This window comes from Acidithiobacillus sp. 'AMD consortium' (assembly GCF_008926505.1).
GTDB lineage: Bacteria > Pseudomonadota > Gammaproteobacteria > Acidithiobacillales > Acidithiobacillaceae > Acidithiobacillus > Acidithiobacillus ferridurans.
Window position 1 is genome coordinate 2,443,177 of the sequence record NZ_CP044411.1, and the last position, 26,420, is coordinate 2,469,596.

Annotated in this window: 28 protein-coding genes, 3 tRNA genes and 1 pseudogene; 18 read left to right on the forward strand and 14 right to left on the reverse strand. The window is 60.6% G+C overall.

Features of this window, described 5'->3' with window-relative positions; translation table 11 throughout:
- Positions 1 to 81: 81 nt before the first annotated feature.
- Positions 82 to 1,299, reverse strand: coding sequence for a hypothetical protein (locus tag F6A13_RS12790; RefSeq protein WP_113525993.1), 1,218 nt, complete (start codon positions 1,297 to 1,299; stop codon positions 82 to 84).
- A gap of 187 nt (positions 1,300 to 1,486) precedes the next feature.
- On the opposite strand from F6A13_RS12790, the gene F6A13_RS12795 reads away from it, so the two are divergent.
- The 7 genes from F6A13_RS12795 to hslU all read left to right on the forward strand — a co-directional run bounded on the left by F6A13_RS12795 (position 1,487) and on the right by hslU (position 6,174).
- Positions 1,487 to 1,560, forward strand: a tRNA-Gln gene (locus tag F6A13_RS12795).
- Between the two features lie 56 nt (positions 1,561 to 1,616).
- Complete coding sequence (gene dapF, locus F6A13_RS12800; protein WP_113525992.1) at positions 1,617 to 2,510, forward strand: diaminopimelate epimerase; 894 nt, start codon at positions 1,617 to 1,619, stop codon at positions 2,508 to 2,510.
- 1 nt (position 2,511) lies between these two features.
- Complete coding sequence (locus tag F6A13_RS15465; RefSeq protein WP_172959322.1) at positions 2,512 to 2,688, forward strand: hypothetical protein; 177 nt, start codon at positions 2,512 to 2,514, stop codon at positions 2,686 to 2,688.
- Positions 2,689 to 3,372, forward strand: a complete 684-nt coding sequence (locus F6A13_RS12805) for a DUF484 family protein (RefSeq protein WP_126604357.1) — start codon at positions 2,689 to 2,691, stop codon at positions 3,370 to 3,372.
- A complete protein-coding gene (locus F6A13_RS12810; protein ID WP_126604358.1) occupies positions 3,366 to 4,313 on the forward strand; it encodes a tyrosine recombinase XerC in 948 nt (315 codons plus the stop codon). The genes F6A13_RS12805 and F6A13_RS12810 overlap by 7 nt, the downstream gene beginning before the upstream one ends.
- Positions 4,310 to 4,849 carry an ATP-dependent protease subunit HslV gene (gene hslV, locus F6A13_RS12815; protein ID WP_113525989.1) on the forward strand — a complete coding sequence of 180 codons (540 nt, stop codon included), beginning with the start codon at positions 4,310 to 4,312 and terminating at the stop codon, positions 4,847 to 4,849. The genes F6A13_RS12810 and hslV overlap by 4 nt, the downstream gene beginning before the upstream one ends.
- A 2-nt stretch (positions 4,850 to 4,851) precedes the next feature.
- Positions 4,852 to 6,174 carry an ATP-dependent protease ATPase subunit HslU gene (gene hslU / locus F6A13_RS12820; RefSeq protein ID WP_151528346.1) on the forward strand — a complete coding sequence of 441 codons (1,323 nt, stop codon included), beginning with the start codon at positions 4,852 to 4,854 and terminating at the stop codon, positions 6,172 to 6,174.
- Between the two features lie 24 nt (positions 6,175 to 6,198).
- Here the strand turns inward: hslU and F6A13_RS12825 are convergent, their stop codons facing one another.
- The 5 genes from F6A13_RS12825 to ftsY form a co-directional block, all read right to left on the reverse strand.
- On the reverse strand, positions 6,199 to 6,531 hold the full coding sequence (locus tag F6A13_RS12825; RefSeq protein WP_113525987.1) for a hypothetical protein: 333 nt from the start codon (positions 6,529 to 6,531) through the stop codon (positions 6,199 to 6,201).
- Positions 6,528 to 7,388: an RNA polymerase sigma factor RpoH gene (rpoH, locus tag F6A13_RS12830; protein WP_113525986.1), complete on the reverse strand. Its 861-nt coding sequence runs from the start codon at positions 7,386 to 7,388 to the stop codon at positions 6,528 to 6,530. The genes F6A13_RS12825 and rpoH overlap by 4 nt, the downstream gene beginning before the upstream one ends.
- A 144-nt stretch (positions 7,389 to 7,532) precedes the next feature.
- Entirely contained in the window at positions 7,533 to 8,438 is a 906-nt protein-coding gene (gene ftsX, locus F6A13_RS12835) for a permease-like cell division protein FtsX (RefSeq protein ID WP_113525985.1), read from the reverse strand.
- Positions 8,435 to 9,106: a cell division ATP-binding protein FtsE gene (gene ftsE, locus F6A13_RS12840; RefSeq protein ID WP_009568266.1), complete on the reverse strand. Its 672-nt coding sequence runs from the start codon at positions 9,104 to 9,106 to the stop codon at positions 8,435 to 8,437. Before ftsE ends, ftsX begins: the two co-directional genes overlap by 4 nt.
- A complete protein-coding gene (gene ftsY / locus F6A13_RS12845) occupies positions 9,103 to 10,134 on the reverse strand; it encodes a signal recognition particle-docking protein FtsY (protein WP_126604360.1) in 1,032 nt (343 codons plus the stop codon). The genes ftsE and ftsY overlap by 4 nt, the downstream gene beginning before the upstream one ends.
- Before the next feature lie 122 nt (positions 10,135 to 10,256).
- On the opposite strand from ftsY, the gene rsmD reads away from it, so the two are divergent.
- From rsmD to F6A13_RS12860, 3 genes are read left to right on the forward strand one after another with little or no spacing between them, the layout of a single operon-like run.
- Positions 10,257 to 10,826, forward strand: coding sequence for a 16S rRNA (guanine(966)-N(2))-methyltransferase RsmD (rsmD, locus tag F6A13_RS12850; protein ID WP_126604361.1), 570 nt, complete (start codon positions 10,257 to 10,259; stop codon positions 10,824 to 10,826).
- Positions 10,819 to 11,343: a pantetheine-phosphate adenylyltransferase gene (coaD, locus tag F6A13_RS12855; protein ID WP_113525982.1), complete on the forward strand. Its 525-nt coding sequence runs from the start codon at positions 10,819 to 10,821 to the stop codon at positions 11,341 to 11,343. The genes rsmD and coaD overlap by 8 nt, the downstream gene beginning before the upstream one ends.
- Before the next feature lie 28 nt (positions 11,344 to 11,371).
- Positions 11,372 to 11,623 (forward strand): YfhL family 4Fe-4S dicluster ferredoxin, encoded by a 252-nt coding sequence (locus F6A13_RS12860; RefSeq protein WP_126604362.1) that lies wholly within the window; start codon positions 11,372 to 11,374, stop codon positions 11,621 to 11,623.
- Here the strand turns inward: F6A13_RS12860 and F6A13_RS12865 are convergent.
- From F6A13_RS12865 to hemA, 5 genes are read right to left on the reverse strand one after another with little or no spacing between them, the layout of a single operon-like run.
- Complete coding sequence (locus tag F6A13_RS12865; RefSeq protein WP_126604363.1) at positions 11,607 to 13,586, reverse strand: dynamin family protein; 1,980 nt, start codon at positions 13,584 to 13,586, stop codon at positions 11,607 to 11,609. The genes F6A13_RS12860 and F6A13_RS12865 overlap by 17 nt on opposite strands.
- Before the next feature lie 16 nt (positions 13,587 to 13,602).
- Positions 13,603 to 14,415, reverse strand: coding sequence for a bifunctional DNA-formamidopyrimidine glycosylase/DNA-(apurinic or apyrimidinic site) lyase (mutM, locus tag F6A13_RS12870; RefSeq protein WP_126604364.1), 813 nt, complete (start codon positions 14,413 to 14,415; stop codon positions 13,603 to 13,605).
- 2 nt (positions 14,416 to 14,417) lie between these two features.
- The gene (gene prmC / locus F6A13_RS12875; RefSeq protein WP_126604365.1) at positions 14,418 to 15,284 is read right to left on the reverse strand and encodes a peptide chain release factor N(5)-glutamine methyltransferase; all 867 of its coding nucleotides are present in this window, start codon (positions 15,282 to 15,284) and stop codon (positions 14,418 to 14,420) included.
- Positions 15,274 to 16,371: a peptide chain release factor 1 gene (gene prfA / locus F6A13_RS12880; protein ID WP_113525977.1), complete on the reverse strand. Its 1,098-nt coding sequence runs from the start codon at positions 16,369 to 16,371 to the stop codon at positions 15,274 to 15,276. Before prfA ends, prmC begins: the two co-directional genes overlap by 11 nt.
- On the reverse strand, positions 16,368 to 17,699 hold the full coding sequence (gene hemA / locus F6A13_RS12885; RefSeq protein ID WP_113525976.1) for a glutamyl-tRNA reductase: 1,332 nt from the start codon (positions 17,697 to 17,699) through the stop codon (positions 16,368 to 16,370). The genes prfA and hemA overlap by 4 nt, the downstream gene beginning before the upstream one ends.
- Before the next feature lie 54 nt (positions 17,700 to 17,753).
- Here hemA and F6A13_RS12890 point away from each other — a divergent pair, with 54 nt between their 5' ends.
- From F6A13_RS12890 to F6A13_RS12915, 6 genes are all read left to right on the forward strand, one after another.
- Complete coding sequence (locus F6A13_RS12890; RefSeq protein WP_126604366.1) at positions 17,754 to 19,415, forward strand: tetratricopeptide repeat protein; 1,662 nt, start codon at positions 17,754 to 17,756, stop codon at positions 19,413 to 19,415.
- A 14-nt stretch (positions 19,416 to 19,429) separates the two neighbouring features.
- A complete protein-coding gene (lolB, locus tag F6A13_RS12895) occupies positions 19,430 to 20,068 on the forward strand; it encodes a lipoprotein insertase outer membrane protein LolB (protein ID WP_225981841.1) in 639 nt (212 codons plus the stop codon).
- Complete coding sequence (gene ispE / locus F6A13_RS12900; RefSeq protein ID WP_126604368.1) at positions 20,065 to 20,910, forward strand: 4-(cytidine 5'-diphospho)-2-C-methyl-D-erythritol kinase; 846 nt, start codon at positions 20,065 to 20,067, stop codon at positions 20,908 to 20,910. The genes lolB and ispE overlap by 4 nt, the downstream gene beginning before the upstream one ends.
- A 4-nt stretch (positions 20,911 to 20,914) precedes the next feature.
- A tRNA-Gln gene (locus F6A13_RS12905) sits at positions 20,915 to 20,989 on the forward strand.
- Positions 20,990 to 21,037: 48 nt separating this feature from the next.
- Complete coding sequence (locus F6A13_RS12910; protein WP_113525973.1) at positions 21,038 to 21,985, forward strand: ribose-phosphate pyrophosphokinase; 948 nt, start codon at positions 21,038 to 21,040, stop codon at positions 21,983 to 21,985.
- A gap of 62 nt (positions 21,986 to 22,047) precedes the next feature.
- Positions 22,048 to 22,123, forward strand: a tRNA-His gene (locus tag F6A13_RS12915).
- A gap of 411 nt (positions 22,124 to 22,534) precedes the next feature.
- Here F6A13_RS12915 and F6A13_RS12920 read toward each other — a convergent pair.
- On the reverse strand, positions 22,535 to 23,698 hold the full coding sequence (locus F6A13_RS12920; protein WP_113525972.1) for an outer membrane beta-barrel protein: 1,164 nt from the start codon (positions 23,696 to 23,698) through the stop codon (positions 22,535 to 22,537).
- Positions 23,699 to 24,504: 806 nt separating this feature from the next.
- Between F6A13_RS12920 and F6A13_RS12925 the strand changes: the two genes are divergently transcribed.
- Positions 24,505 to 24,699, forward strand: a complete 195-nt coding sequence (locus tag F6A13_RS12925) for a hypothetical protein (RefSeq protein ID WP_126604369.1) — start codon at positions 24,505 to 24,507, stop codon at positions 24,697 to 24,699.
- Positions 24,700 to 24,843: 144 nt separating this feature from the next.
- Here the strand turns inward: F6A13_RS12925 and F6A13_RS12930 are convergent.
- Positions 24,844 to 24,987: pseudogene (locus tag F6A13_RS12930) on the reverse strand (type II toxin-antitoxin system RelB/DinJ family antitoxin); the annotation flags it as partial.
- 162 nt (positions 24,988 to 25,149) lie between these two features.
- Between F6A13_RS12930 and F6A13_RS12935 the strand changes: the two are divergent.
- Positions 25,150 to 25,776, forward strand: a complete 627-nt coding sequence (locus F6A13_RS12935) for a trimeric intracellular cation channel family protein (RefSeq protein WP_172959400.1) — start codon at positions 25,150 to 25,152, stop codon at positions 25,774 to 25,776.
- 139 nt (positions 25,777 to 25,915) lie between these two features.
- Here the strand turns inward: F6A13_RS12935 and F6A13_RS12940 are convergent, their stop codons facing one another.
- Positions 25,916 to 26,404: a type II toxin-antitoxin system YhaV family toxin gene (locus tag F6A13_RS12940; RefSeq protein WP_225981842.1), complete on the reverse strand. Its 489-nt coding sequence runs from the start codon at positions 26,402 to 26,404 to the stop codon at positions 25,916 to 25,918.
- Between the last annotated feature and the right edge of the window lie 16 nt (positions 26,405 to 26,420).

Sequence of the window (26,420 nt, forward strand, 5' to 3'; positions counted from 1 at the left end):
TACATCCCAAAAAGCAAATAAAAACCGCCCCCGAAGGGGCGGCAATGGGGCCACCGAAGCGGCCCGAAGGCTTATTTGAACTTAGAAGCCGGCCTGGAACTGCAGCATCAGGGTGTTATAGGCAACACCGTTGATGGGGGCAATGCCGTTGCTGGAGGTACCATAAACATTATTGATGGAACCGCCACGGGTCGCCAGAATGTAGTTCAACTGCACTTCGGCGGCGTGGGGATTGTTTGGGTTGACGTAGTAGTTCAAGCCCACGGTGGCATTACCCAGGGTGCCCTGACCATGGACCGCATACTGGTCATAGCGCGCGGCAGCCTCGACGTCCAGCCAGTCGGGGGTCAGCGTCATCTCGTACAGGTTGGCGGCGAGTTCCGCATGCCAATCGGTAGCGGAATAAGTGACCGGGGCATACGACGGGTTGGTATTCAGGTAAGACCATGCGGGCACGCCGGAAGCCTTGGTGAATCCCGCACCGTAGTGGATGCCCATCATCCCGCCCTGGACGCCAACGTTCCAACTGGTCAGGTTGTCGGTACCACGCCCGGTCGCTGTACCCATACTGCCGCTCAGTTCCGCGGTCAGCAGCGGGCCCATGCTGTACTTCAACATGCCGGAAACGATGTACTTGCCGTTGCCGTTGAGGAGTCCGCTCTGACCACCGCCAAAGGTGTTGCCGTTACTGAAGACGGTATAATTGTCCAATGAGGTATTATCAAACATACCCACGGCATAGCCGATGCCTGTACCCATCACGTCGTCGGCATGGAGCATGGCGCCAGCGGAGCGTCCGGGCAGCAGGGACTGGTTCATATTGCGGTAGATGAACATCAGTTCATTGCCCGCGGTGCCGGTGTATTCCAAACCTTCCGGGGTCTTGAACTTGCCGACCTCCAACTGGGCGAAGGGCACCGGCGCAAAGTTGATCCAAGCATCCATCAACTGTGCCTGAGCGCCGCCTATGACATTGCCGCCGAGGCCGTTGTTGAGCAAGCCACCGGAATGCGGGAACAGAGCGTTTGCGTTGCCGAGGCCCGCCTCGTCATAAGCGCCCTGGATGTAATAGGTCACGCCGGGAACCGCTTCGCCCTTGAAACCCAGACGGACGCGGTTGCCACCAAAAATGAGGCCATTGGAACTGCCGGGGCCGGTGCCAAACTGCTGGGCGCCGGTGATCTGGGCATAACCGAACACCACAGGGCCGGTGTCCGCGTTGGAAGTGTCTGCGGCGAAAGCGACGCCGGGGACCACAAAAGCCGCTGCTACGGCCAAAGCTACGAGATTCTTCTTCATGACTAGGCTCCTCCTCGAGAGCAGTGTTTCAAATACTACAGTGCAAGTTATAGCACCGGTGCGAACACGTTGCAACATTTCCACAACACCTTTTTTGCAACGCGCCGTCAATTTTATACACCGATATGCTTATCGAGGTCCACGTTTGACACAGATAGTCGGCCACGGCTATTATTCGCCCCTGTTTTGGGGGATCGTCTAGCGGTAGGACCGCGGACTCTGACTCCGCTAACCGTGGTTCGAATCCACGTCCCCCAGCCAAATAAAAACGCTGACGCGTACTGTCCTCCCTGGACAGACATTGCTAAACTCATGGCATGAACCATTCCCATACGGATTCCGCGTTGCCCGCCCTGCGTTTTACCAAAATGCAGGGCTTGGGTAACGACTTCGTCGTTTTTGATGGCATCCGTCAGCGCGTCGATCTACCCCCAGAGAGGATCCGCGCCATCGCCGACCGCCACTTCGGCATCGGCTGCGATCAGATCCTGCTGGTGGAGGCCGCCGCATCCCCCGATTGCGACTTCCGTTACCGCATCTTCAATGCCGATGGCGGCGAGGTGGCGCAGTGCGGCAATGGCGCCCGCTGCTTTGCCGTCTTCGTGCGCCGCGCCGGGCTCACCGGCAAGGACATCATCACCGTCGAGACTCGGGCGGGGCGGCTGATCCTGCATCACCGGGGGAACGGGGATATCACCGTCAATATGGGTGTTCCACAACTCGTCCCCGCCGATGTCCCCTTCCGCGCCGATGAAGAATCTCCCGAATACCTGCTGTCCGCGGGGAAGCACACCCTGCGCATCGCCGCCGTTGGCATGGGCAACCCCCACGCAGTGCTGCGTGTCGCGAGCGCGGCGGAGGCCCAGGTAGCCACTCTGGGTCCGCAGATCGAAACACACCCGGCCTTTCCCGAGCGCTGCAACGTGGGCTTCATGGAAATCCGCGACCGCAACCATATTCAACTGCGGGTCTGGGAACGCGGCGCGGGTGAAACCCTGGCCTGCGGCAGCAATGCCTGTGCGGCCGTGGTGGCGGGCATCCGCTGGGATGAACTGGATCATGCGGTGGCGGTGGCCCTGCCCGGCGGCACTCTGGAGATCGAATGGGCGGGTCCTGGACATTCCGTGATGATGACCGGTCCGGCGCAGGTGGTTTTCGACGGCGTCTGGCCGCTACCGGCAAAGATCCAACACATTGAAGAGGGATCATGACATGCGGGATACGACATTGGAGGCGGTTGCCAAGGGTTTGAACAGTGATACGGCGGCGTTGGCCTTTCTGCACAAACTCGATGATGAGGAAGGTGAAACGCTGGCGCGCCTGATCGCTGCGCTGGAGGTTCACGGTGCCTCGGAACGCTACAGCGATACCCACTGGGAGGATGACTGAGTGGCTACGGAGCCTGAACTGGAAACACAGGCGGATCAGGTCCTGGCCTATCTCCGTCGGCATCCGCAATTTTTGTGGGACCAGGAAGACCTGCTCCTCACCCTGACCCTGCCCCATGTCGGACGTGGTTCCGCTTCGTCCCTGCTGGAACGGCAGGCGCAGGTGCTGCGCGAAGAAAACCTCCGGCTGCAGCAGCGTATCAGCGCACTGCTGGGTGCCGCCCAACAGAATGCCGCACTCGGCCTGCACCTCTCCGACCTGGCTACCGAACTGTTGCAGACACCCGACTGTACCACGACCGTCAATACCGTCATCACCCGTCTGCGGGAGGGTTTTCAGGTGGAGGAAATGGCCCTGATCGCCCGCGCACCCGTGGCCGGATTGCCCCAGTTTCTACCGTTGGAGCAGGCTGATTTTCAGGAGATTCTGAACGGCCTGCCGTTGTTGCGCGCCGCGACCGGGCTGACCCTGAGCCCGACCCTGCGCAGCACCCTCTTCGGCGCGGCGGGGGCGGGACTGGCATCTTTTGCCCTGATCCCGCTTGCCGGTCAGCATCTGCAAGGAGGGATTCTGCTCGGCAGCCAGCACCCCGACCGCTATGCCGAGGACGCCGGGGCCGACCTGCTCGACCAGATTGCCCGTCTGGTCACGGCGGCACTGGATCGCTGCCTAGCCCCATGCTGATCGAAACCGCCGTTGCCCAATTCATCGAAACGCTCCGGCAGGGCGGCGGGGCCAGTCCGGCCACGATCAGCGCCTATGGCCGCGACCTACATGCCTGGGCGCGGTTTTCGCTACAGCGCGGGCAGACGGAGATCGCCCAGATCGATCGCGGCAGCGTGCGCGCCTACCTCCTGGCGGAGCGCAGCCGCGGAGTGTCCATCCGCAGCCTGCGCCGACATTTCGCGGCGTTGCGCGCCCTCTATCGCCATCTGCAGCAGGATGCGCCCGAACTGCGCAATCCGGTGTCGGGGCTCGCCATGCCCAAAGCGGAGCAGCGCCTGCCCGACTGGCTGACGGTAGATCAGGCCCGCCTGCTGATGCAACCTGCCGCCTTATCCGACGTGGAAGCGGCGCCGCAGGATTTCACCGGGCTGCGGGATCAACTGATCCTGGAGCTGCTGTACTCCAGCGCCCTGCGCGTCAGCGAACTGGCGGGACTGAATCTGGGCGATCTGGACCGTCACGCGGGCACGGTACGGGTGCTGGGCAAGGGGCACAAGGAACGTATCGTGCCGGTAGGACAGCCCGCCTGGGCAGCGCTTCGCGCCTACCTTGCGGCGCGACCGGCCGTGGCGGCCAGCGGCGAGCCAGCCCTCTTCGTCAACCGGCGCGGCCAGCGGCTCACGGTGCGCAGCATTCAGGTGCGGGTCAAAAAACTCGGCGATGCGCGGCTCGGGCAGCCGCTGCATCCCCATACCCTGCGCCACAGCGCTGCCAGCCATCTGCTGCAGTCGTCCGGCGACTTGCGCGCGGTGCAGGAATATTTAGGCCATGCGGGTATTGGCACGACTGCTATCTACACCCATATGGATTATCAGCAACTGGCGCAGGTCTACGACCACGCGCACCCGCGGTCGCGACGTGGTGACCAGGACATGAAGCACTTTGAGGGAAAAACATGACGGATTCGCAACAAATGCACGGCACCACCATCCTCTGTGTGCGGCGGGGCGCCAACGTGGTCATGGCCGGAGATGGCCAGGTGACCTTCGGCAATACGGTCATGAAGGGCAATGCCCGCAAGGTGCGCCGTATAGATCCGGGGGTGCTGACCGGTTTCGCCGGCGCCACCGCCGACGCCTTTACCCTGCTGGAGCGTTTCGAGGCCAAACTCAAGGCCCACCCCGGCCAGTTGGCCAAGGCCGCCGTGGAACTCGCCAAGGAGTGGCGCACCGACCGGGTACTGCGCCGTCTGGAGGCCATGCTCGCCGTCGCGGACGATAAACAAAGTCTGATCATCAGCGGGCAGGGCGACGTACTGGATCCCGAATACGGCATCATCGCCATCGGTTCCGGGGGGCCTTACGCCCTGGCGGCGGCGCGTGCCCTGCTGGAAAACAGCGATCTGCCCGCCCGTGAAGTCGCCGAACGCGCACTCGGCATCGCTGGCGATATCTGCATCTATACCAACCACCAACATACGATCGAAGAGCTATGAGCATGTCTGAAATGACCCCCCGCGAGATCGTCCAGGAGCTGGACAAGTACATCATCGGCCAGTCCGAGGCCAAGCGCGCAGTGGCCATCGCCCTGCGCAACCGCTGGCGGCGCGGGCAGGTGCCGCCGCCGCTGCATCAGGAAATCACCCCCAAAAATATCCTCATGATCGGGCCGACGGGGGTAGGCAAGACGGAAATCGCCCGGCGTCTGGCACAACTCGCCAATGCCCCCTTCATCAAAGTGGAAGCCACCAAATTCACCGAGGTGGGCTATGTGGGCAAGGATGTGGAATCCATCATCCGCGATCTAACCGAAACCGCCGTCGACATGATCCGCAGCGAACGGCAGGTCGCGCTGCGCCAGCGCGCCGAGGAATTGGCCGAGGAGCGGATTCTCGACATCCTCATTCCCGGTCCGCGCGACAGCAGCGTACCGCGCAGCGACGAGGGTACGCGCCAGAAGTTCCGCAAAATGCTGCGCGAAGGCAAGCTGGATGCGCAGGAAATCGAGATCGAGGTGAGCGCCCCCAAGGGCGGGGTGGAGATCATGGCCCCGGCCGGCATGGAGGAGATGACCAACCAGCTCCGCGAGATGTTCTCCAACATGGCGCCAGGGAAGACCAGCACACGACGCGTCGCCGTGAGCGAAGCGCAGCGTCTGTTGACGGACGATGAAGCCGCCAAGCTGGTCAATGAAGAGGAAGTTCGCGCCCTGGCACTGGAACGGGTACAGTCCGGCGGCATCGTCTTCATCGACGAAATCGACAAGGTGGCGGTGCGCTCCGGCACTCAGCAGGGCTCGGATGTCTCCCGGGAAGGGGTACAGCGCGATCTTCTGCCACTGGTGGAGGGCTCCAATGTGAGTACCCGTTACGGCGTGGTGAAGACCGATCATATCCTCTTCATCGCCTCCGGCGCCTTCCACCTCAGCAAACCCTCCGATCTGATCCCGGAACTGCAGGGCCGCCTGCCTATCCGCGTGGAGCTGGAGGCCCTGAGTGCGGCGGATCTGGTGCGGATACTGCAGGAGCCGGAGAATGCGCTGGTCCGGCAATACGGTGCGTTGCTGGCCAGCGACGGGCTGGCTTTACACTTTACCCAGGATGGCGTGCAGCGTATCGCCGAAATTGCCCAGCAGGTGAATGAACGGGTGGAGAACATCGGCGCCCGGCGCCTGCATACGGTCATGGAGCGGCTGCTGGAAGAGGTGGCTTTTGTCGCACCGGACGGCAGCACTACGGCCCTGGAGGTCAACGCCGCCTATGTGGACAGCCGTCTGAAAGACCTGGCGCAGGACGAGGATTTGTCTCGTTATATTTTGTGACGGGGGTAACTGTGTACAGCGTGGTCAGGGCTTGATGTAGAGGGCGCCGGCCTCCTGGGCATCCGCAATGGCGATGATGCCGGCGGCGACCAATTGGCTGCCCGCAGGCCGGTCGTCAGGGTTCAACCCCATGTTACGCAAGCTATTTTCACAAAAATCGACCTGCACTCCGGCACTGATGCGCTCTTCGATCTCGCGCCGCCAGTGGCCCTTCGCCCAGAGGGACACGGGTGCCTGACCATTCGCGATGACCCGCAGGCTTTGCGCCGGCGCCGCTGTCTGGGCATTACGCAGATTGGCCAGCAGATTGGGCCAACGCCCGGCATCGTCCACGTGAAAAAGCAATACGGCGCTCAAGCTACTGCCGCCGTCGTCAGCATTTGTTGACGCAACTTGCCCATACTGCTTTTTTCCAGTTGCCGCACCCGTTCCGCCGAAACACCCAGTTCATCGCCCAACACCTGTAAGGTCTTGGGGTCGTCGCTCAGCCAGCGGTTTTCAATGATGTAGCGATCCCTCTGGGGCAGGGCCGACAGCGCCGTATGCAAGGCCTTGTGCTGCTGCTGATCCCAGTCCCGCTCCACCAGTTGCTCGATGGGCGACCCGGTGGGATCCGCCAGATCCAGGACACGTCCGCCCTCCCGTTCCTCATCCGGTTCGAGGTTGAGCGAGTAATCGTAACCGGACATCCGCCCTTCCATCTCCAGCACCTGGGCCTGGGTGACACCCAGATCGTCCGCCATGGCGGCACTCTCCTCACCGCTCATCCAGCCGGTATGGCTGCGGCTGGAACGGAGGTTGAAGAACAGCTTGCGTTGCGCCTTGGTAGTGGCCACCTTGACAATACGCCAGTTGCGCAGGATGAATTCGTGAATCTCCGCCTTGACCCAATGCACTGCAAAGGAGACCAGACGTACGCCATGATCCGGGTCGTAGCGCTTCACCGCCTTCATCAGGCCGATATTGCCTTCCTGAATCAGGTCGGCTTCCTGCAAGCCATATCCCCGATAACCCCGCGCCACCCGCACCACGAAGCGCAGGTGGCTGAGCACCAGATCCTTGGCCGCATCCACGTCGCCATGATCGCGCAGGCGCCGGGCCAGATCACGTTCTTCTTCCGGCCGCAGCAGCGGTTGGGCGTTCACAAAACGCAGGTACCCCGCCAGCCCGTCGGGGCTGACCAAATCTCTACTGGCTATCGCAAGTTCCTTCATGGCAATCCTCATGCACCGTCCTGCGTACTTGGACTCCGAACACGGCCGCACGTTCCGTCTGGTGGATTCTGATTCACGACACATCACCCGGCATATGGAGCCACCGGCGCGCTGTTTCAAGGACGGGCCGCAAAAAATCCGCCCTCAGGAAAAAGTATGGTCGAGGTGCCGCCCGACTGCAAGGCGGGATCCCAGCCAGCCGAGAAGCGCACTGGCCGCAATGAGAACAAGGCCCTGCCCGGAACTCAGGCCCAGCAAATGAAAGCGGGTACCGTAGAGTTCCGCCAGCCGTTCCACAGGCCCCTGCAAGGCCCATACCGTGATGGCGACTATCATCCAGGCCAGCAGCCCGGCCACTGCCCCCTGAAACAGGCCCTGGTAAAGAAAAGGGCGGCGGATGAAGGCGCGAGTGGCCCCCACCAGACTCTCCACATCGATTTCGTCGCGCCGCTGGGCGATGTGCAGACGAATGGTGTTTCCCATGACCAGAATAACGCCCACCGCGAGCAATCCGGTGAGAATCCAGACCGCGCGCTGACCCAGCGAAAGTATCGCCTGCAGACGGGCCACCCAGCCCAGGTCTGACTGTGCGCTGGCCACCCCCGGCTGCCGGCCCCAATAGGCCACCAATGTCTGCAGTGACGACGGGCTCTGGGCCAAAGGGTTCAGCTCGACCACGAAAGAGGCCGGCAGGGGATTTTCGCCCAGGGTCTGGATGGCCGCCGTCATGCCGGCGGTGTGCTCGAACTCCGTCAAGGCGGCGGCTTTACCCACATAACGCACGCTCACCACCCCGGTGCCACGTTCGAGCAGGGTCTGGAGGTTCTGAATCTGGGCGGCGGAGGCTTCCTGGTGCAGAAAGAGAGAGATCTGCGCCTGATCCTGCCAATGTCCCAGCAGTTGCTGGAGATTGTTGAGGGCCGCGAAAAGACCCACCGGAAGCGCCAGAACAATAGCCAGCGCGAACACGGTCATGAAGGTGGCCACAGGCTGTCTGATCAGCGTGTTCAGCGCATTTTTTGCGGCTTCCAGGCGAACATGAAGATTCACGCGTTGTCCTCCCCAGGCGTGTGCAGATGGCCCTGTTCCAGGTGAAATACCGGCAGGCCGAGGCGGTTGACTTGCGATTGGTCATGGGTCGCCACCAGCACTGTCGTTCCGTGGTGATGGAAGTCGCGGAAGAGGTCCAGGATCTCCGTGCTCAGAGATTGGTCCAGATTTCCCGTCGGTTCGTCGGCCAGTAGAATTTCCGGGGTATGGACGATGGCGCGGGCGATACCCACCCGTTGCTGCTCGCCCCCGGACAGGATCGCTGGAAAATCCTGTGCGCGATTCCCCAACCCCACCTTCTCCAGCGCCGCCCGTACCCGGCTTTGCACTTGCCGGCCGCTGAGACCTCCGACCTGCAGGGTCAACGCCACATTGCTGAACACATCGCGATCCATCAGCAGCTTATGGTCCTGAAAGACCACGCCGATCCGCCGCCGGTAGGCGGGAATATGGCGGCGCCTGAGGGTGGAGACATCGATACCGTTGACCATCAACGTCCCGTGACTGACATCTTCCAGGCGCAGAAGCAACTTGAGGAGTGTACTTTTGCCAGCACCGGAAGGTCCAGTCAGCAGGGCCATCTCCCCTTTACGCAAACGCAGATTCACCTCGCGGAGGACATGATGTCGTCCCGGATAATGCTTGGTGACGTTGATGAACTCGATCATGACTTCGACTCCGCAAATAAGGCATCGACAAAAGATTCGGGGTCAAAGGGGCGTAAGTCTTCGACCTGCTCACCGACACCAATGTAGCGAATAGGGATGGGCAGGGCCTTGGCGATGGCCGCCACCACACCCCCCTTGGCGGTGCCATCTAGCTTGGTGATGCAAATACCTGTCAGCCCCACCGCATCATGAAACTGACGCGCCTGATTGAGGGCGTTCTGCCCGGTCCCGGCGTCCAGCACCAGCCAGATCTGCTGCGGCGCCTCCGGGTCCTGTTTGCCGAGAACCCGCCTGATCTTCTTCAGCTCTTCCATGAGATGGCCCTGGGTATGGAGGCGCCCGGCGGTATCGGCGATGAGCAGGTCGTTGCCACGCGCGCGGGTCGTGGTCAGCGCATCGAAAATCACGGAGGCGCTGTCAGCGCCCGTACCCTGCGCCACCACCGGCACCTGCGCGCGCCTCCCCCAGCCCTGCAACTGCTCGACGGCAGCGGCGCGGAAGGTGTCGCCAGCAGCAAGCACTACCGTGAAACCTTCCGCTTTCCAGCGTGCCGCCAGTTTACCGATGGTGGTCGTTTTGCCCGCGCCGTTGATACCGACCATGAGCAACACCTGAGAATGCCCCTTCTCGGGCGACCAGGGTTGTGCGCGGGGACGCAGGATATCCAGAAGCGACTCGCGCAGTGCCGCCTGGAGCGCGGCGGGGTCCGTGAGCTCCTTGCGACGCACCCGTTCCGTGACGCTGTCCATGACTTCCCGGGTTGCGGCGCTGCCGAGATCCGCCTGTAGCAGTAGGGCTTCCAGATCTTCCAGCAGATCCGCATCGATCACCTTTTTACCAAGTACCAGACGCCCTACACCCCCGGCCAGTTGTTCCCGGCTGCGGGCCAGACCTTGCCGAAGACGGGAGAAAAGTCCCTTGGGGGCGTCTTCCGGGATAGTCGCCACAGTGGCAGGGGGCAATGCCTCTTCGGCGAACGTTTCCCCCGCAGGGAGGCTTTTGTTACGCTTGAACCAGTCGAACACCATTGGGTTAAGCAGACCTCAGACGCCATGAACCTTTACATTATCCACCGAAGGGCGGAATCGAACAATGCGCGGGGTGCCCGCACACCCCTCGCGGGACGATCCCCGCTGCCGGGCCGCTGCGCATGAGCATCTCCATCATCGCGGGGCGTCATCGCGGGCGACGCCTGCTGACTCCAACCGGCCGTACCCTGCGCCCCACGCCTGGCGCGGTACGAGAGAGGCTGTTCAATTGGCTGGAGGGGCAGGTGGCCGGGGCGCGGGTGCTGGATCTTTTTGCCGGTAGCGGGGCGCTGGGACTGGAGGCCTGGTCACGCGGCGCCCAGGAAGTCGTTTTTGTCGAACAGGACCCTGGTCATCGCCGGCTCCTGGCCCGGAATCTGGCCGCCTGCGGCGTAGCGGCACAGCAGTTGGCGGGAACGGACGCGCTGGGGTACCTGCAACAGTGTACCAGACCCTTCGATATCCTTTTCGCGGACCCGCCTTTCGATCAGGGCTGGCCAGCCCGGATGGCTCATCTGCTGTGGCAGGACCGGACACTTGCTGCGGGAGGCTGGCTCTACCTGGAAACCTCCGCTGCGGAGCAATGGGACGACGCCCTGATCCCTCGCCACTGGCAAGCCCACCGGCGGGGCCACTGCGGTACCGCACACTATGTTCTCTACCGGACCTTGCCGGAGCACCCCCATGACTAAGCCCAATACAGAGCGCCGGATCATTTATCCCGGCACCTTCGACCCCATCACCAATGGCCATGAGGATCTGGTGCGGCGAGCCGCGGCACTGTTCGACGAGGTCGTCGTCGCGGTAGCCGCCCAAACGGCAAAGACTACCATTTTCCCTCTCGCCGAACGGGTCGCGCTCGCCGAGGCGACTTTAGGCGCGATTCCGGGGGTGCGGGTACGCCCCTTTCCCGGACTGCTGATTCATCTGCTTCAGGAAGAAAGGGCCCATCTCATCCTGCGCGGATTGCGCGCCATATCGGATTTCGAGCATGAATTTCAACTGGCGTCCATCAACCGGCGTATGGATGCGCGGATCGAGACGCTCTTCCTGATGACCTCCGATCAGCATACGTTTCTCTCATCCAGCCTCGTGCGGGAAATCAGCCGCCTGGGGGGGGACGTAGGTGCCTTTGTCCAGCCCCTGGTGGCTGCGGCCCTGAAGCGGCATTTTCGTATCGGCATGGACCCCGGTGCCGTAGAAACGTAGAATACCGGGCCACCCTGAGGAGAACACGATGTCCCTGCTCATTAACGATCAGTGTATCAATTGCGATGTCTGCGAGCCGGAATGCCCCAACAACGCCATCAGCATGGGCACGCGGATCTATGTCATCGATCCCGACCTTTGCACCGAGTGTGTCGGTCACTACGACACTCCGCAATGCAAAGAGGTCTGCCCCGTGGACTGCATTGTCAGCGACCCTGACCATGCGGAATCGCCGGAGGCCCTGCAACAGAAATTTCTGCGGCTTATCGGGCAGTGCTGAACGGCTCCCGCAACAAGCGGAGCAACGGCGCCGCGTGACGGTCAAGACGGGCCGCCTGTTCCTCCGCGGCTTGCAGGTTCTGCCGTAACTGCTGAATGCGGGTGTCAATATTGCCCATCGTCTGGACAATACTTTGCAACGCCGTGAGTTCTTCTTCGGCGTTATCGTGATAAACCTGTAACTGCTGGTTCAAGACTGCCATGATCTCATCCACCCAAACCTCTGCCTCTCGCCTGGTTTCCACGACAAAATCCCGGGTCCGCCCGGCTACGGTGAGGAATGCCTTGCGCACCACCGCACTCTGGGTATTCACGGCGATCTCCAGCATCATCCCGAATCGCTCATAATTTTCCGCCATGTCGATGAGCTCCGCCCGCCGCGGCATGATGGCATAGGGCACTGCCCTCAGTGCGGGGAGACGATAGTGCTTCTGCAGCGCCTGATACTCCCCGGCCACCAGTTCCGATACCTGCTGCGCACCCTGCAGCGCAGTATCGAAGTGGGCTATGGCCTCCGCGAAGAAACGTCTGAAGCGTTCGACGATACCGGCCGTCGTCCAGGCGGAAAGCATTTCCGCTTTGGCGTTGCTGATCACGAAATCAAAGGATGCGGGCGCCAGGGGGGCCAACAGAAGCTCTTCAACCGCCTGCCGGAAAACCGCCTTTTTCCCTTCGAAGGCCTGCCGGTCAGCCTCAAAACTCCCTAGCAACCGACGATGTTGCTCCACCAGTTCAGGCACCTTCTCTGCAGTCCGGTCCTTGAGGCTGCGCATGCTCTCCATCTGCACCGTGATTCTGTTCATTTGCTCACGCAGCAGCCTCTTCTGGTCCATGACGACACGCTCTACCAGCGCCCGGCATTTAGCCTGAATGGCCGCCTGCCGTGCGGGCAGCAGCACTTCGGCGATGGAACGCTCCAGGGCAGCCATCCCACTGCGTTCCAGCAGTTTCCGGTCCCGGCGGATCCGGGCAACGAGCCCCTTCTGGCCGGAAACCGGGATCACCTGTTCACGGAGCACATGCAGTCGTTCCGCCGTTTTGTCCACCTGCTGTTCAATTTCCGCCACCACCCCGGACCAGTCACGCAATTCGTCCCAGAGGGTATCGATCTTGTTGAGCAGCACGATTTGCTTCTGGTGCGCATTGCGTATCAGATACTGTTCCCAGATGGTCAGGTCGCTCTGGGTGACGCCGGTGTCCGCGCCCAGCACAAAAATGATGGCGTCAGCGTCGGCAAGCATGCCAAAAGTCAGTTCAGGCTCTGCCCCGATGGCGTTGAGGCCGGGAGTGTCCAGCACCGTGAGGCCGGCGTCCAGCATGGGATGCGCCAGATACAGCAGGGCATGACGCCAGCGCGGAATCAGCACCTTACCGAGTCCACAGGATGGACAAACGGTGCGTTCGCGGTCCTTGGGCGTACGATTGAGCGGCGGGCACAGCCCGATGCGACGGGCATCCTCTACCGTCACACAAACCGTTTCCGTAAGATGCAACAGCGTCTGGTTGAGTTCGCTTTTCTCTTCCAGCGGCAGCGGCAGGCGCGTCCACGCGCTCCCCGCCCTCTTGAGTTTTTCGATACTGACATCCAGACTACGGCTGGCAATGGGTAGCAGTTGCAACCCCGGTCGCCCCTGTGGCGCACCACGGATCTCCACCGGACACATGGTGGTCTGGCCGGAACCGGAGGGCAGCAGCCGCGTCCCCATATCCGAGAAAAAGAGCGCGTTGATCAGCTCGGTCTTGCCGCGGGAAAACTCGCCGACAAAGGCGATACGCAAGCTGTCCTGCTCCGTTTCATAAGCCAGCGTTTCCATCTGCAGCATGGCCCCGCTGGGTAACAGGCCCAGATCAGCCATCATCGCGGCCATCCCATGCAGGCCGCTAATGACGTCCTGCCGCCAGCCGTTCAACGCGCGCAGCCCCTGCAGAATGGGGGACAATTCCAACAAACCCGATTCACTCATGCCTACTCCCGACCCATCAGCGCTGACATCGAGAACAATAGATCGTCGCCCGGCCACCGATGCGGACGCTCTGTAACGGCGCACCGCAATGTGTACAAGGCTCCCCCTCTCGTCCATACACCGCCAGAGATAGTCGAAAATATCCATTCCCGCCATCCGGTCGGGTAAAATCACGCAAGGTCGTTCCACCCTGGGCAATGGCGGCCTCCAGGACGGCGCGCACCGACTGCACCAGTTTCATGTAACGCGGCAGGGCGATCCGTCCCGCAGGACGGCGTGGATCGATACCCGCCGCAAACAGCGATTCGTTGGCGTAAATATTACCGACGCCCACAACGATATGGGCATCCATGAGGAAGGATTTGACCGGTATCTGCCGATTTCGGCCCCGCTGGTAAAGGTACTCCGCGCCGAAAGCATCGCCCAGGGGTTCCGGCCCGAGATGCTGCAGGAGGGGATGGCGGTCGGCATCGGCAAGCCAGAGTACGGCTCCAAACCGGCGCGGGTCATGAAAGCGCAGACAGAGATCGTCCGCAAACAGCAAATCGACATGATCGTGCTTCTGCACCGGGGCGCTTTGGGGGAGGATGCGCAGGTGTCCGCTCATTCCCAGATGGATCAGGATCGTTCCCCGTTCCAGATCGAGCAGCAAGTACTTGCCCCGCCGCCGCAGGTTCAGCAGACGCTGCCCGCTCACCCGCGCCGCAAGGTCGTCATTCACGGGCAGTCGCAGGCGGCCGTCCCGCACCACGGCCCCCTCCAGGCGCCGCCCCCGCAGATGGGGAGCGATACCCAGGCGGGTGACTTCGACCTCGGGCAACTCGGGCATGACTAGATCCTCGTTCCGCTGCTCACACGTTCGCGCCCGGCCAGATCACAGTGGGTCCGCACGGCGCAGAAACCGGCGTTGCCGAGCAGGCGACGCACCGCGGCGCCCTGATCCGGGCCATGCTCCAGCAGGAGCATGCCGCTGGTCGAGAGCCGTTCATATGCGCCGGCAATGATGCGTTCCAGGCACTCCAGGCCACGGGGGCCGGCCACCAGGGCGTCCCGGGGCTCATGGTGCAAATCGGGAAGATGAGGGTCGTCATCAGCCAGATAAGGGGGGTTGGCTACTATCTGGTCAAAACGCAGGGCATCATCCAGTGGCGCATACCAGTCGCCTTCCAGCCAATGTACCCGCGGCGCCAGAAGCGCACCGTTGGCGCGCGCCACCCGTAATGCCGCCGGGCTGTGCTCCACGGCCCAGACTTCCGTCTGCGGCCGCGCCAGGGCGATGGCCAGGGCAATGGCCCCGGAGCCGGTGCCAAGGTCGAGCACACGCCCCGCGCCCTCCTCCGCCAGTCCCTCCAGAGCCAGGGTCACCAACGTCTCGGTATCCGGGCGGGGGATCAGCACCTCCGGGCTAACGCGCAGGTCCAGCCCGTAAAAAGACCACTCACCCAGACAATAGGCCAGAGGGACTCCAGCGAGGCGCCGGGCGAGCAGTGCGGCAATCTGTTCTCCCTGGTCCGCAGGAATGGGCAGCAAGGCATTGCGGAGCAGGGCTGTCGTATCCAGTCCCAGGGCAGCAGCCAGCAACCAGCGCGCTTCCTGCTCCGGCTGATCGCTGACTACCCGCAGTCGTTCGCGCAGATGATGCTGCCAGTCGCGCAGGCTGCGTGACAGAGGGTGTGCCACGCCTGAATCAGAGGTCATCACCCATATGCTGCAGGAGATCGGCTTGATATTCCTTGATCAGCGGTTCAATCACGGCATCGAGATCACCCTCCAGCACCGCTTCCAGCCGGTACAGCGTGAGATTGATGCGGTGATCGGTGATCCGCCCCTGGGGGAAATTGTAGGTGCGGATGCGTTCGGAGCGATCTCCGGAACCCACCAGCAGACGTCGGGTCTGCGCCGCCGCACTCTGCTGCTTCTCCTGCTCCTGTTCCAGCAGACGGGCCTGCAGCAGCGCCATGGCCCGCGCCCGGTTCTTGTGCTGGGAGCGGTCTTCCTGGCAGGCCACCACCAGACCGGAGGGGATATGGGTGATGCGGATGGCGGAGTCGGTTTTATTGATGTGCTGCCCCCCCGCGCCACTGGCACGGTAGGTATCAATGCGCAGGTCGGCGGGATTGATGGTGATCTCGCTCACCGTATCCACCTCGGGCAGTACCGCCACCGTACAGGCGGAGGTATGGATGCGGCCCTGCGTCTCGGTCTCGGGCACCCGTTGCACCCGATGTCCGCCCGATTCGAATTTCAGGCAGGAGTAAGCACCACGTCCACTGATTTCCAGCACGACCTCCTTGTAGCCGCCCCGTTCCGATTCGGAGGCGGAAAGGATGACCACCGCAAAGCCCTTACTCTCGGCATAACGGGTATACATCCGGGCCAACACTCCCGCGAAGAGCGCGGCCTCCTCACCACCGGTCCCTGCCCGCACCTCCAAAAAGACACTACGATCATCATTGGGGTCTTTGGGCAATAGGCGTACCCGCAGGGCTGCTTCGATCTGGTCGAGCTCTGCCTCGGCCGCCGCAACCTCTTCGATGGCCAGCGCACGCAGTTCCGCATCCTGTTCTTCCATCAGCATACGCCCGCCCTCGTCCCGATCCCTCTGCCGCTGCTGATACCGGCGGAGCAGTTCCAGGACCGGGCCGATCTCGCCCAGCTCTTTGGAGAGGCTCTGAAAACGCTGGGTATCGTCAGCCGCACCAGGACTCGCCAGCAACTGACTCAATTCATCAAAACGAAAGGCCAACTGCTCAAGCTGGCTCTGCAACCGCGGACTGAGACTCATCCTTCGGCGTCGCTGAGACGAAAGAGAATATCCAGTGCCGCGACCAGACTTTCGTTGGTCGCGTCCTGACAAGGCTGGCGAAGGGTCGCGATGGGATCGTGAAGTACTTTATTCATCAAGGCCTTGGAGAAGGCCTCCAGAACCGCACGAGGGTCCTGCCCCTGATCCAGGTAATGGCTAAAACGCCGTAGCTCCTCCTGGCGCCGTCCCTCCACATGATCACGCAGACGACGGATGGCGGGCACCACGTCCAGACTCTCCCGCCATTGCTGAAACTCGCCGACCTCATCGGCAATGATCAGCTCCGCCGCCGACGCCGCCTCGCGGCGGGCGCGCACGCCCGCCTGGGCGATATCGTTCAGATCGTCCAGCGTATAGAGAAAACACTGCGCAACACCTTCCACCTCCGGGGCGATATCCCGGGGTACGGCAAGATCCACCAGCATCAGATCACCCCGCGCCCGCTGTGCCATGACTGCAGAGATCGTTTCCCGCGTCACTATGGGCAGCAGGCTCGCGGTGCAACTGACCACCACGTCGGCATCGTGCAACAGATGGGGGATAGCCTCCAGCGCATGGGAGTCGCCGGTAAATTTTTCGGCGAGTTGCTGACCGCGTTCCGCACTGCGGTTGGCTACGGCGAATCTCTCCACCCCATGCTCACGCAGATGGGTCGCCACCAGTTCGATGGTATCCCCGGCGCCGATCAGCAGCACCGATTTGCCTTCGAGGCTGCCCAGCAACTGCTTGGCCAAACATACGGCCGCATAGGCGACACTGACCGGGGCCGAACCAATGGCGGTCTCCGAGCGCACCCGCTTTGCCACACGGAAGGCCCAGTGCAGCAGGCGATTCAATACCGGCCCGGCGGCACCACTATCCGCCGCCGCCTGATAGGCATCCTTGACCTGACCGAGAATCTGCGGTTCTCCGATGATCATGGAATCCAGCCCGCAGGACACCCGAAACAGATGGCGCACGGCTTCCGCATCGCTCGAATGGTAGATATGCCCATCCAGCAATCGCGGGTCCACGCCGTGAAAATGGCAGAGCCAGTCCTGCAGGGCCTGACGATGGTAGCCAGCACCGCCGTGAACATAGATTTCCGTGCGGTTGCAGGTGGATATGATCAGCGACTCGGCAGCCAAGCCCTGCTCCGCCAGGTCGTGATAGGCTGCAGCAAGCCTCTCCGGCGAAAAAGCGACTTTTTCCCGGACCGCGATGGGGGCAGTATGGTGACTCAGTCCGAAGCAGAAAATGGTGGTGACCGTCCCTGCGGAGCGACGATTAGGGGGCTGGATTGTCGCCGATGCCGGACAGGATTGCAAGCCGGAGCCCCAACGGGTATTGTGCCCGCTGGCAAAAACGTGGAGAACGAGCGGATGAGGAGCAGGCTTGGGGGCATCGTGGCGGGTATTGCACTGTGCCTTACCGCCGGAGGTGCGGCCGCCGATTCCGCTTCGGATGGCATGACCGGGAAGCAGCTCTACTATCTGCTGGTGGCCGAGTTCGCCACTGCACGGCAGGAACCGCAACTGGCCATCCCCGCCTGGCAGGAAGCCGCCAAGCTGGCACCAGAACCCAATGTTCTCGGGCGGGCAACGCAGGCTATCGCCCGGTTTGGCGATTTTCAGGATGCGCTGCAACTCGCCAGACGCTGGCGGCAGGCCGCCCCGGGGAGCGCCGAAGCGGATCAGTTTGAAGCCGCGTTGCTGCTTACCACAGGCCAGGACGAGCAGGCCTTGCAATTGCTGCAGGCCACGCTGGCCCGCTTCCCCGACGATCCGAAGGTCACCCTGCAGCTCGCCGAGTTATTGGTGACCCACGGGCGCAGCGGTGAGGCGCGGCGGTTATTGAGCGCACTGGCCGATAAAGACCCGAAATCCGCAGCCGCCTATTACGCGCTCGGGCGCATCGATCTCCTTGAAAAACGACCGGAACATGCCATCTCCTGGCTGGAAAAGGCCCTCGGCATCCGCCCTGACTGGCAGGAAGCCGCCATCAGCCTCGCCGAAGCCCTGCAGGCCGTTCAAGGTCCGGCAGCCGCCTTGCGCAGCATTCAAAGCTTTACCGCCAGCCATCCCGAGGCTACCCTCGCTCGCCAATATCTGGCGGCGCTCTATCTCCAGATGGGCGGCCTGACCCAAGCCTATCGCCTCTATCAGGACATGGCGCGGCAGAACCCTGATGACCCCGACATCCTCCTTTCTCTCGGACTCATGGACATCGACCGGAAGGACTGGAAGAGAGCGGAAAGCGTTTTGCTGCGCACCCGGGATCTGGCGCCCCAGTCTCCCGTCCCGGTCTACTATCTGGGCCGCCTCTACGAGGCGCAGGACCGATGGGCAGAGGCGCTGCAGTGGTACCAACGCATCCATTCGGGTCCCCTCTACCCTGAAGTCGAACTGCGCAGCGCGCGGGTGGAATACCTGCTGGGTCATCACGACAAGGCTACCGACAAACTGCGGGCACTGGCGGCCGCGCATCCGCAGGATGCGCAGATTCCGCTGCTGGAAGCGGGCCTGCTACAGGACAGCGGTCACCTTCCACAGGCCCTGCAGGTAATCAGCAGCGCCTTGCAACGCATGCCGGAGCAGCCCAGCCTCTGGTACGCCCAGGGTGCCATCTATGAGCAACTGAAGGATTATCCGGCCATGGAAAAAGCCATGCGTATGGTTATCCACCTCGCGCCGAACCATGCACAAGCCTACAATTTCATTGGCTATAGCTTGGTGGAGCGGCACAGCGACCTGGCCGAAGCACAAAAATTGCTCACCAAGGCATTGAGTCTGAACCCTGACAATCCCGAGATTCTGGACAGCGTCGGCTGGCTCTATCATGCGCAGGGTGACAACGACCGAGCTCTGGGATATCTGCAGAGGGCCCATGCGGCACTGCCGGATGAGGCCGATATCAGCGCACACCTCGGACAAGTCCTCTGGTCGCTGGGACACCATGCGGAGGCACGGCAGGTCTGGCAGCACGCGCTGCAAAAACACCCGGATGATGCTGCCCTCAGAAGGGCGCTCAACCGCCAGCCATGAGGATTCCCCACGCCATGCGACCCACCCGGCTTCGGTTCCGGAGAACCGTTCGCACACTGGCCGCACTCCTGCTTACCGGCGTGCTGTCCGCCTGTGCGACCACCCCTCCCGTTTCGCCATCCCCCGGGGTCATCCTGCCGACGGCCGAGAGAAACCAGGTCGTCGCCAGCCTGAAACAGTGGCAAGCCAGCGGCCAGGCAGCGCTCAGCACCCCCAAAAGCAGTGAAGACTTCGGATTCGACTGGAAGCAGTCCCCCCGGCGCCAGGAGTTCTCCGTTTACGACCCCCTCGGCCGCACGGTCGCCCGCATTACCGTCGATCCCCGAGGCGCGCACCTGCAACTGGCCAACGGTGATGTCCGACAGGCGGATACTCTGGAGGCGCTCCTTGCGCTGGTCCTCCATGTTGATCTACCGGCGAATGAATTGCCGGACTGGATACTTGGCCTGCGCCGCGGTGCGGCGACGGAGCGGCAGAATGCCGCAGGTCTGCCCGAAGTCCTGCGCAGCGGCCCCTGGCGGATCCAATATCTCCAATATGCGCCGGTAGGCGGCCTCACCATGCCCAAGCTGCTCCAGGCCACGGGGCCGGAGGGCATCACCCTGCGCCTGGCCATCACCCAATGGCGCATGGGGAATCCCGGCACTCCATGAGCGAAAGTTATCCCGCCCCCGCCAAGCTGAACCTGATGCTGCGCGTTATCGACCAGCGCAGCGATGGCTATCACGAACTGCAAACGGTGTTCCAGTTTATCGACCTGGCCGACCGGCTATGGTTCAGCTCGCGCCCTGCCGGACAATTTTCCCGCAGTGGTGGACCTACAGGCGTGGCAGAAGCCGATGACCTCAGTATCCGCGCCGCGCAATGCCTGGCCAAGGTCGGTGCCGTCCGCGAGGGGGTCCACATTCGTATGGAAAAAATTCTGCCCATGGGGGGTGGCATCGGGGGTGGTTCCTCGGATGCCGCCACCACCCTCATCATGCTCAACCGACTGTGGCGTACCGGTCTGAGTCGCGCGGAACTCATGGAGATCGGCACCAGCCTTGGCGCCGACGTTCCGGTGTTCCTATTCGGGCGCAGCGCCTGGGCGGAGGGAGTGGGCGAACGCCTACAGGCACTCGATGCCCTCCAGGAAAGCCACTATGTGCTGTTGCATCCGCAGATATCGGTTAGTACCCGGGAGATATTCACTGCTCCTGAATTGACACGGCACCATGTGCCCATCACAATAAGCGCGTTTCTCGGCGGGGCGACGGAAAACACTCTGGAATCCGTGGTGTGTGCTCGCTATCCCGAAGTCCATCGCAGCATACGCTGGTTAAGAGACCATGGCGTGCGCGATGTTCGGCTGACGGGTAGCGGGGCCTGCGTTTTCGGGGTGGTGGCAGATGCCGTTGCCGCACAGCAGGTTGCCGCGCTGGCGCCCCCGCCCTGGCGGGCATGGGCGGTACGCGGATGTAACCAGCACCCACTTTACGATCCCGCCGAGCAATGATTATTGGGGCGTAGCCAAGCGGTAAGGCACCGGATTTTGATTCCGGCATTCCCAGGTTCGATCCCTGGCGCCCCAGCCAAATTATCCTCGGACTGTTTTGCCACCTGCGAAGAGAGAACGACATCACATGGCCCACGGCAATCTCATGGTCTTCAGCGGGAACGCCAATCCCGTACTGGCCGCCCAGGTAGCGCGCTTCCTGCAAATTCCTATCGGCCGCGCCGAAGTCAGCGCCTTCAGCGACGGCGAAGTCTTTGTTGAGATACTGGAAAACGTGCGCGGGCGAGATGTTTTCGTGCTCCAGCCTACCTGCACGCCGACCAACGATCATCTCATGGAATTGCTGACCATGATCGACGCACTGAAACGCGCTTCGGCCAATCGCATCACCGCCGCCATGCCGTATTTCGGCTATGCCCGTCAGGATCGCAAGTCACGCTCACGTACAGCCATCACCGCTAAACTGGTCGCCGATCTCATTACCAGCGCTGGTGCCAACCGGGTCCTCACCATGGATCTACATGCTGACCAGATTCAAGGCTTCTTCGATGTGCCGGTGGATAATATTTACGCCTCACCCATTCTCCTCGGCGACATCTGGCGCCAGAGCTATCCGGAGCTGATTGTGGTTTCCCCGGACGTAGGCGGCGTCGTCCGCGCCCGCGCCATTGCCAAGCGCCTTGAAGTGGATCTCGCCATTATCGACAAACGCCGACCGCGCCCCAACGAATCGGTCGTCATGAATATCATTGGAGACGTGGACGGCCGCACCTGTGTTCTCGTGGACGACATGGTCGATACCGCCAACACCCTCTGCGAAGCGGCCCATGCCCTCAAGGCGCGGGGCGCCGTCAAGGTCTGCGCCTACTGTACTCACCCCGTACTGTCCGGCCCCGCCATGGAGCGCATCGAGCGATCCGATCTGGACGAACTGGTCGTCACCGACACCATACCGCTCAGGCCGGATGCCCGGGCCAGCGCCAAGATCCGCGTACTGTCCGTTGCCGAGCTGCTGGCCGAAACCATCCGCCGGATTGCGGAAGAGGACTCGGTCAGTTCGCTGTTCATGGATTGATCGCCGTTTCACCGGCCTTGCGGACGGGCGTCGGCCATTGTATGATCTGCCCTCTGTCAATGGTGGCTGTAGCTCAGTCGGTAGAGTCCCGGATTGTGATTCCGGTTGTCGTGGGTTCGAGCCCCATCAGCCACCCCATATTTTCAAGCAGTCAGGCACGTTGTGGCATAGTTCTCAGTGGGGGCCGCGCCATTTCTGTGCCGCCCTTGCAGGGCGCTCGCGTTCCGATGGTCTGGATGATAGCCATACCATGAAATGGTACATGGCGCACGATGCCGCCGCCCACCTCTCTTTTCTTGTGGGGTTTTTTGGGCCGGCGAATTCAAATAACAACCACCCTCCCTCTGCACCCAGGAAACCTGAAGCCTAAAAGACCTCGTAGGGTGTCTGGTATCACAGACACTTTCAAGACGGCAATTCAGTCGACCAGAGCTGGGCGGCGAACTGGTCCTGCACCTGATGCAGGTTTTGCGTTCCAATGCTGAGCGCGATCAAACCAAAGCTGACGCCACTATTCCGGGTTCAGTTACTTATATTGCTCGCCTTCGATCAAAACCAAAACCCGGTTTCCAGAATATCTCTGAACTGATCAGGCCTATTACCAGTGCTGAAACCAGAGGAATAGTTGGTGAGGTGAACATAAGAGAGTTCATCTCGTATAAAATACCAGTTATCTACATAAGTTGGTGTGATCATCACTCCGAAAGCGCTAGATCCCGCACCATAACCAAAATAGCCGCCCGTCGCCGCCGCAGCCTCACCAGTTGAAGTTGCGTGTTCATAGTCGACACCGGCTGCAATAGACCAGTTCTTGGTGAGATAATAGTCTGCGTGGATCATGGCGCTGATGTCGTTGGAACTTTGAGTCGTACCAAAAGCCCGATTGATTGGAGTGTACATGTACTGTAATTCCGGAGTTATGGTAAAAAGCGAACCGCTATAGGTGTAGTAAAAACCATAAACATTACTATTGTCATATACCAGTGAGCTATCTACATAACCATTTTTAGAGAAGCGTAACGAGTTCACATCATTGATCGTGCCGGTATGCCCTGTATTTCCATCGGCGTAGATGGAAACCGAGTTTTCCGGGTTGATCGTATAGGTCAGCAAGCCCGATATAACGTTATAACGATTGGAAAAATATCCGTCATTCCAAGAAACCGATGCCGATACTGGCCCATAGGAATAGTTGATCTGGATGCCGCGACTAAATGACGGTTGAATAGTCCACGGAAATCCTCCCTCGATATTCATGCGGTTATAATCAAGTGTTCCAGTATAACCAATCAGAGTGGGAAGCTGCCCGATGCTAACAGAAAAATTACTCAATGGCGCAATAGTAAGATAGGCAGACGGGAGCGCGGTAAAGTCTTGTAAGGCAGTGCTTGCAGAATGGAAGGGTTGCCCAAGGTTTGGAAAATCATAGACACCGGCAGTCAGATAAAACTGTATAAGGCCGGTAGGCTTACTGATGGATATCAAACCGTTGGTTATCCCGGCACCAAAATTTTTACCGTTGAGGCCTGTGCCGGCAGGGTTGGTCTGTGCAAAGACCATAGCAGAGGCAACACCCTGGACGTCAAGTTTTCCTAGGGGACCGGCATTAAATTTTAGTGGTGGTGGAATGGAGAAACCATCTGCATATGCTAACCCGGAAAGTCCGGATAGCAAGCCAAATACAAAAGCAATAGATTTTGGCTTTTTTGACATGTTAAAGCTCCTACATTTAATTTTAGAAAAAATGTAACTTTTTGACTAAACAGAAAAATCACCAACAGGAAGTCCGGATATCACGTCATCGGTAAGTATTCATGGTGCGCCGATGACCGGCATCTATTCGGCTGGTCCTGGTTTTTCAGCTTCATGAACAGCGTCAGACTTTGTATGGACGCCTTTAAAAACCTTCCAATTTCGGATGAATCTGCTGAAAATATAGCCAGTTGAACATTGTGGTGTATACCAGATGACACCACGAAATAGCACAATCACAATAGGCCCTGTTTGCATCTGATTTGCACCCGCAGAAACCGGATCAGGGCACCTCGAATAACAAAAATTGTTCAGTTTGAGATAGAGGTGCCCCCCCACCCTCGCCTTTCTCAGGCGATTTTTACAAAGTATCCCTACTTTATCTGCGTATTTCCAGTATTTTTTTAGCCCTTTTCGTGGGCTTTGGACAGATTGATCCCCACCTGGCTACCGATTGCTGGATCAATCAGGCAAACCGCCGCATGTTAGACCAAATACTGTTTAGCCAGTTGGATTTCTGTGAGACTATAGCCGGGTTACCCATGATGGAGGCAGCGCTATGGCGAGGACAAAGCGCAATGATCAGCGGGTGTGCGTTTGGCGGATTACCTGACCGTAGGCTATCTGGCCATGGTGCTCTATGCCAGAGTTGTTCCGCCTCGGTAGCGTCCTGAAGCTGCCCCGAGAGGAGGGCTGGCCGATGGGTCCTGCCTCAGCACCTCTATGCCAGTGCCCAAGACCGGAAGAAGGGACGCGATGGTGCCCGGGTGCGTGTCATCGAATACACCCTGGACGGGATCCCCGATGCGGAACCCCGCTATCGCCTGGTCACCAACTGGATGAACCCGACCGAAGCGGCGGCCCAAACCGGGCAGGCCGCTGAAAATTTGTCTTTCTCGCATACCATTCGCGTACTACTATCGCCGGCTACCCGCCGCTGGCTCTATTCCCCCTCGGAGTAGGTCAGCATGGATATACAGCGTCCTGGCTGAGATTGCCTCATGACGGGCGGTAACCAGTCGCGGGCAGCGTAATCCGCGTGGCGTCAGAAGAAAGATGCGTTCGTATCCGATTCGAGATCGGGGCGATTTGCTGCATCAGCCCTGTCGGTGTTCGTCAGCGATGCGCAGCATCAGCAGGCGAATGGCGTCGGAAACCGACAGCCCCATTGATTCAAGCGCGCTGGCGGCCCGCTCCTTGGTATTGGTGTCAATGCGGGCGCGGACGTAGGTGTCGGTGGTGGTGCTCATGGTAGTTCTCCAGGAAGGTTCAGACACCCGTCTTGTAGTCACAATGAGACTACGCAACAAGGACGCATTTTGGCTTATCCCCCTTCTCACGCAGTTACCTAACCGTATAGTATCCCCGGCGCTAATCTTTTGGCGCAAAAACCTAAACAAACGACGGAGGCCGTGCAGTTGAGTCATACCACCACAACTTTCTTCCTGGACCTGATCAACCTGTTAGGGATATTCGCATTTGCCATCAGCGGGGCAATGCGCGGGGTGCGCAGTCAAATGGACATTTTTGGTATTGTCGTATTGGGCGTTGTTACTGCGGTTTCAGGGGGCATTTTACGGGACCTGCTCATCGGTGCCACCCCTCCAGAAGCCATCGCCAACTGGCATATCATGGCCCTGGCGGTTCTCGTAGGTGTCGGTGTATTTTTCTTTCATCACCTTTTTGATCACCTGCGCCACCCAGTGCTACTTTTCGATGCTGCCGGCCTTGGTGTTTTTGCTGCCACGGGAGCACAAAAGGCTTTGACTTTTGGCTTATCTCCGGTCATGGCAGCAGTTTTGGGGATGATCAGCGGCATTGGCGGCGGCATGGTGCGCGACATTTTAACAGCCCAGATTCCTGTGGTTCTGCGCGCAGAAATCTATGCGTCGGCGGCCTTGTTAGGAGCAGCGATTACTCTGGTTGGCGATTTTCTGCATTTACCCTCCATCGAAAGTACCCTGGCTGGCGCATCACTGACCTTTATTCTGCGCATGATGGCCTTGTATCGACACTGGAGTTTACCCAGACCTCGCTAACGCCTTGAAGTGTGAACATCAACCTTATTCCAGATATAGAACTTCTGGCCCTCGGCCATTTCAAGTGGGTAGCCTGAGATCCCGCTTACCCAGGCCCAGGAGCTCAAGATGGGGTACGAGTAGACGCACGCTGCGCCAATCACTGCGCTGCTGCCGCCCTGGCCAATGATTCCTGCATCCGCTGCGATTCTTTCTGCGCCTCAGCCAGGAGCTGATCCCAGTCATCCGGCGGATGCCCGCTTTCCAGCATCTTGCGGAACACCCGGTAGGCGTCGTCGCTGCGCTCAAAGGCACGTTTGCTGTCTTCGTCATTCACCCAGGCGTAGACGATCACCTTGCTCGGGGCATGGTAGCGGAAGAATAGTCGGTACTGCTGGAAGAACTTGGCCCGAAACCAGTGCTTGTGATCGTCACCGAGCGTCCCGCCCTGGCGATACTCCGGTCGCGTCGGATCTTGCGGGATGACATCGAACGCCAGTTTGGTGATCGCGGCCAGCCGTTTGCTGGCGTTCTTTTTTACGTACCCGGCCGGGTCCTTCTGCTTCAGAGTCTCGACCTGCCGCGCCAGCGCTTCAATCTGCGCCAGGAACAGTGGATGGGCGAAGACCGTCCAGCCATGAATGACCAAGGGCTCAGGCTTCCCT

Bases quoted from the DNA above. Each gene is read 5' to 3' on its own strand.
- F6A13_RS12810 (WP_126604358.1), top strand. From the start codon at position 3,366: ATGCTGATCGAAACCGCCGTTGCCCAATTCATCGAAACGCTCCGGCAG.
- ftsE (WP_009568266.1), bottom strand. From the start codon at position 9,106: ATGATCGAGTTCATCAACGTCACCAAGCATTATCCGGGACGACATCAT.
- rsmD (WP_126604361.1), top strand. From the start codon at position 10,257: ATGAGCATCTCCATCATCGCGGGGCGTCATCGCGGGCGACGCCTGCTG.
- dapF (WP_113525992.1), top strand. From the start codon at position 1,617: ATGAACCATTCCCATACGGATTCCGCGTTGCCCGCCCTGCGTTTTACC.
- F6A13_RS12860 (WP_126604362.1), top strand. From the start codon at position 11,372: ATGTCCCTGCTCATTAACGATCAGTGTATCAATTGCGATGTCTGCGAG.
- ftsY (WP_126604360.1), bottom strand. From the start codon at position 10,134: ATGGTGTTCGACTGGTTCAAGCGTAACAAAAGCCTCCCTGCGGGGGAA.
- prfA (WP_113525977.1), bottom strand. From the start codon at position 16,371: ATGAGTCTCAGTCCGCGGTTGCAGAGCCAGCTTGAGCAGTTGGCCTTT.
- lolB (WP_225981841.1), top strand. From the start codon at position 19,430: ATGCGACCCACCCGGCTTCGGTTCCGGAGAACCGTTCGCACACTGGCC.
- F6A13_RS12865 (WP_126604363.1), bottom strand. From the start codon at position 13,586: ATGAGTGAATCGGGTTTGTTGGAATTGTCCCCCATTCTGCAGGGGCTG.
- F6A13_RS12890 (WP_126604366.1), top strand. From the start codon at position 17,754: ATGAGGAGCAGGCTTGGGGGCATCGTGGCGGGTATTGCACTGTGCCTT.
- coaD (WP_113525982.1), top strand. From the start codon at position 10,819: ATGACTAAGCCCAATACAGAGCGCCGGATCATTTATCCCGGCACCTTC.
- rpoH (WP_113525986.1), bottom strand. From the start codon at position 7,388: ATGAAGGAACTTGCGATAGCCAGTAGAGATTTGGTCAGCCCCGACGGG.
- F6A13_RS12910 (WP_113525973.1), top strand. From the start codon at position 21,038: ATGGCCCACGGCAATCTCATGGTCTTCAGCGGGAACGCCAATCCCGTA.
- F6A13_RS12920 (WP_113525972.1), bottom strand. From the start codon at position 23,698: ATGTCAAAAAAGCCAAAATCTATTGCTTTTGTATTTGGCTTGCTATCC.
- F6A13_RS12790 (WP_113525993.1), bottom strand. From the start codon at position 1,299: ATGAAGAAGAATCTCGTAGCTTTGGCCGTAGCAGCGGCTTTTGTGGTC.
- F6A13_RS15465 (WP_172959322.1), top strand. From the start codon at position 2,512: ATGCGGGATACGACATTGGAGGCGGTTGCCAAGGGTTTGAACAGTGAT.
- hslV (WP_113525989.1), top strand. From the start codon at position 4,310: ATGACGGATTCGCAACAAATGCACGGCACCACCATCCTCTGTGTGCGG.
- hslU (WP_151528346.1), top strand. From the start codon at position 4,852: ATGTCTGAAATGACCCCCCGCGAGATCGTCCAGGAGCTGGACAAGTAC.
- ispE (WP_126604368.1), top strand. From the start codon at position 20,065: ATGAGCGAAAGTTATCCCGCCCCCGCCAAGCTGAACCTGATGCTGCGC.
- prmC (WP_126604365.1), bottom strand. From the start codon at position 15,284: ATGACCTCTGATTCAGGCGTGGCACACCCTCTGTCACGCAGCCTGCGC.
- mutM (WP_126604364.1), bottom strand. From the start codon at position 14,415: ATGCCCGAGTTGCCCGAGGTCGAAGTCACCCGCCTGGGTATCGCTCCC.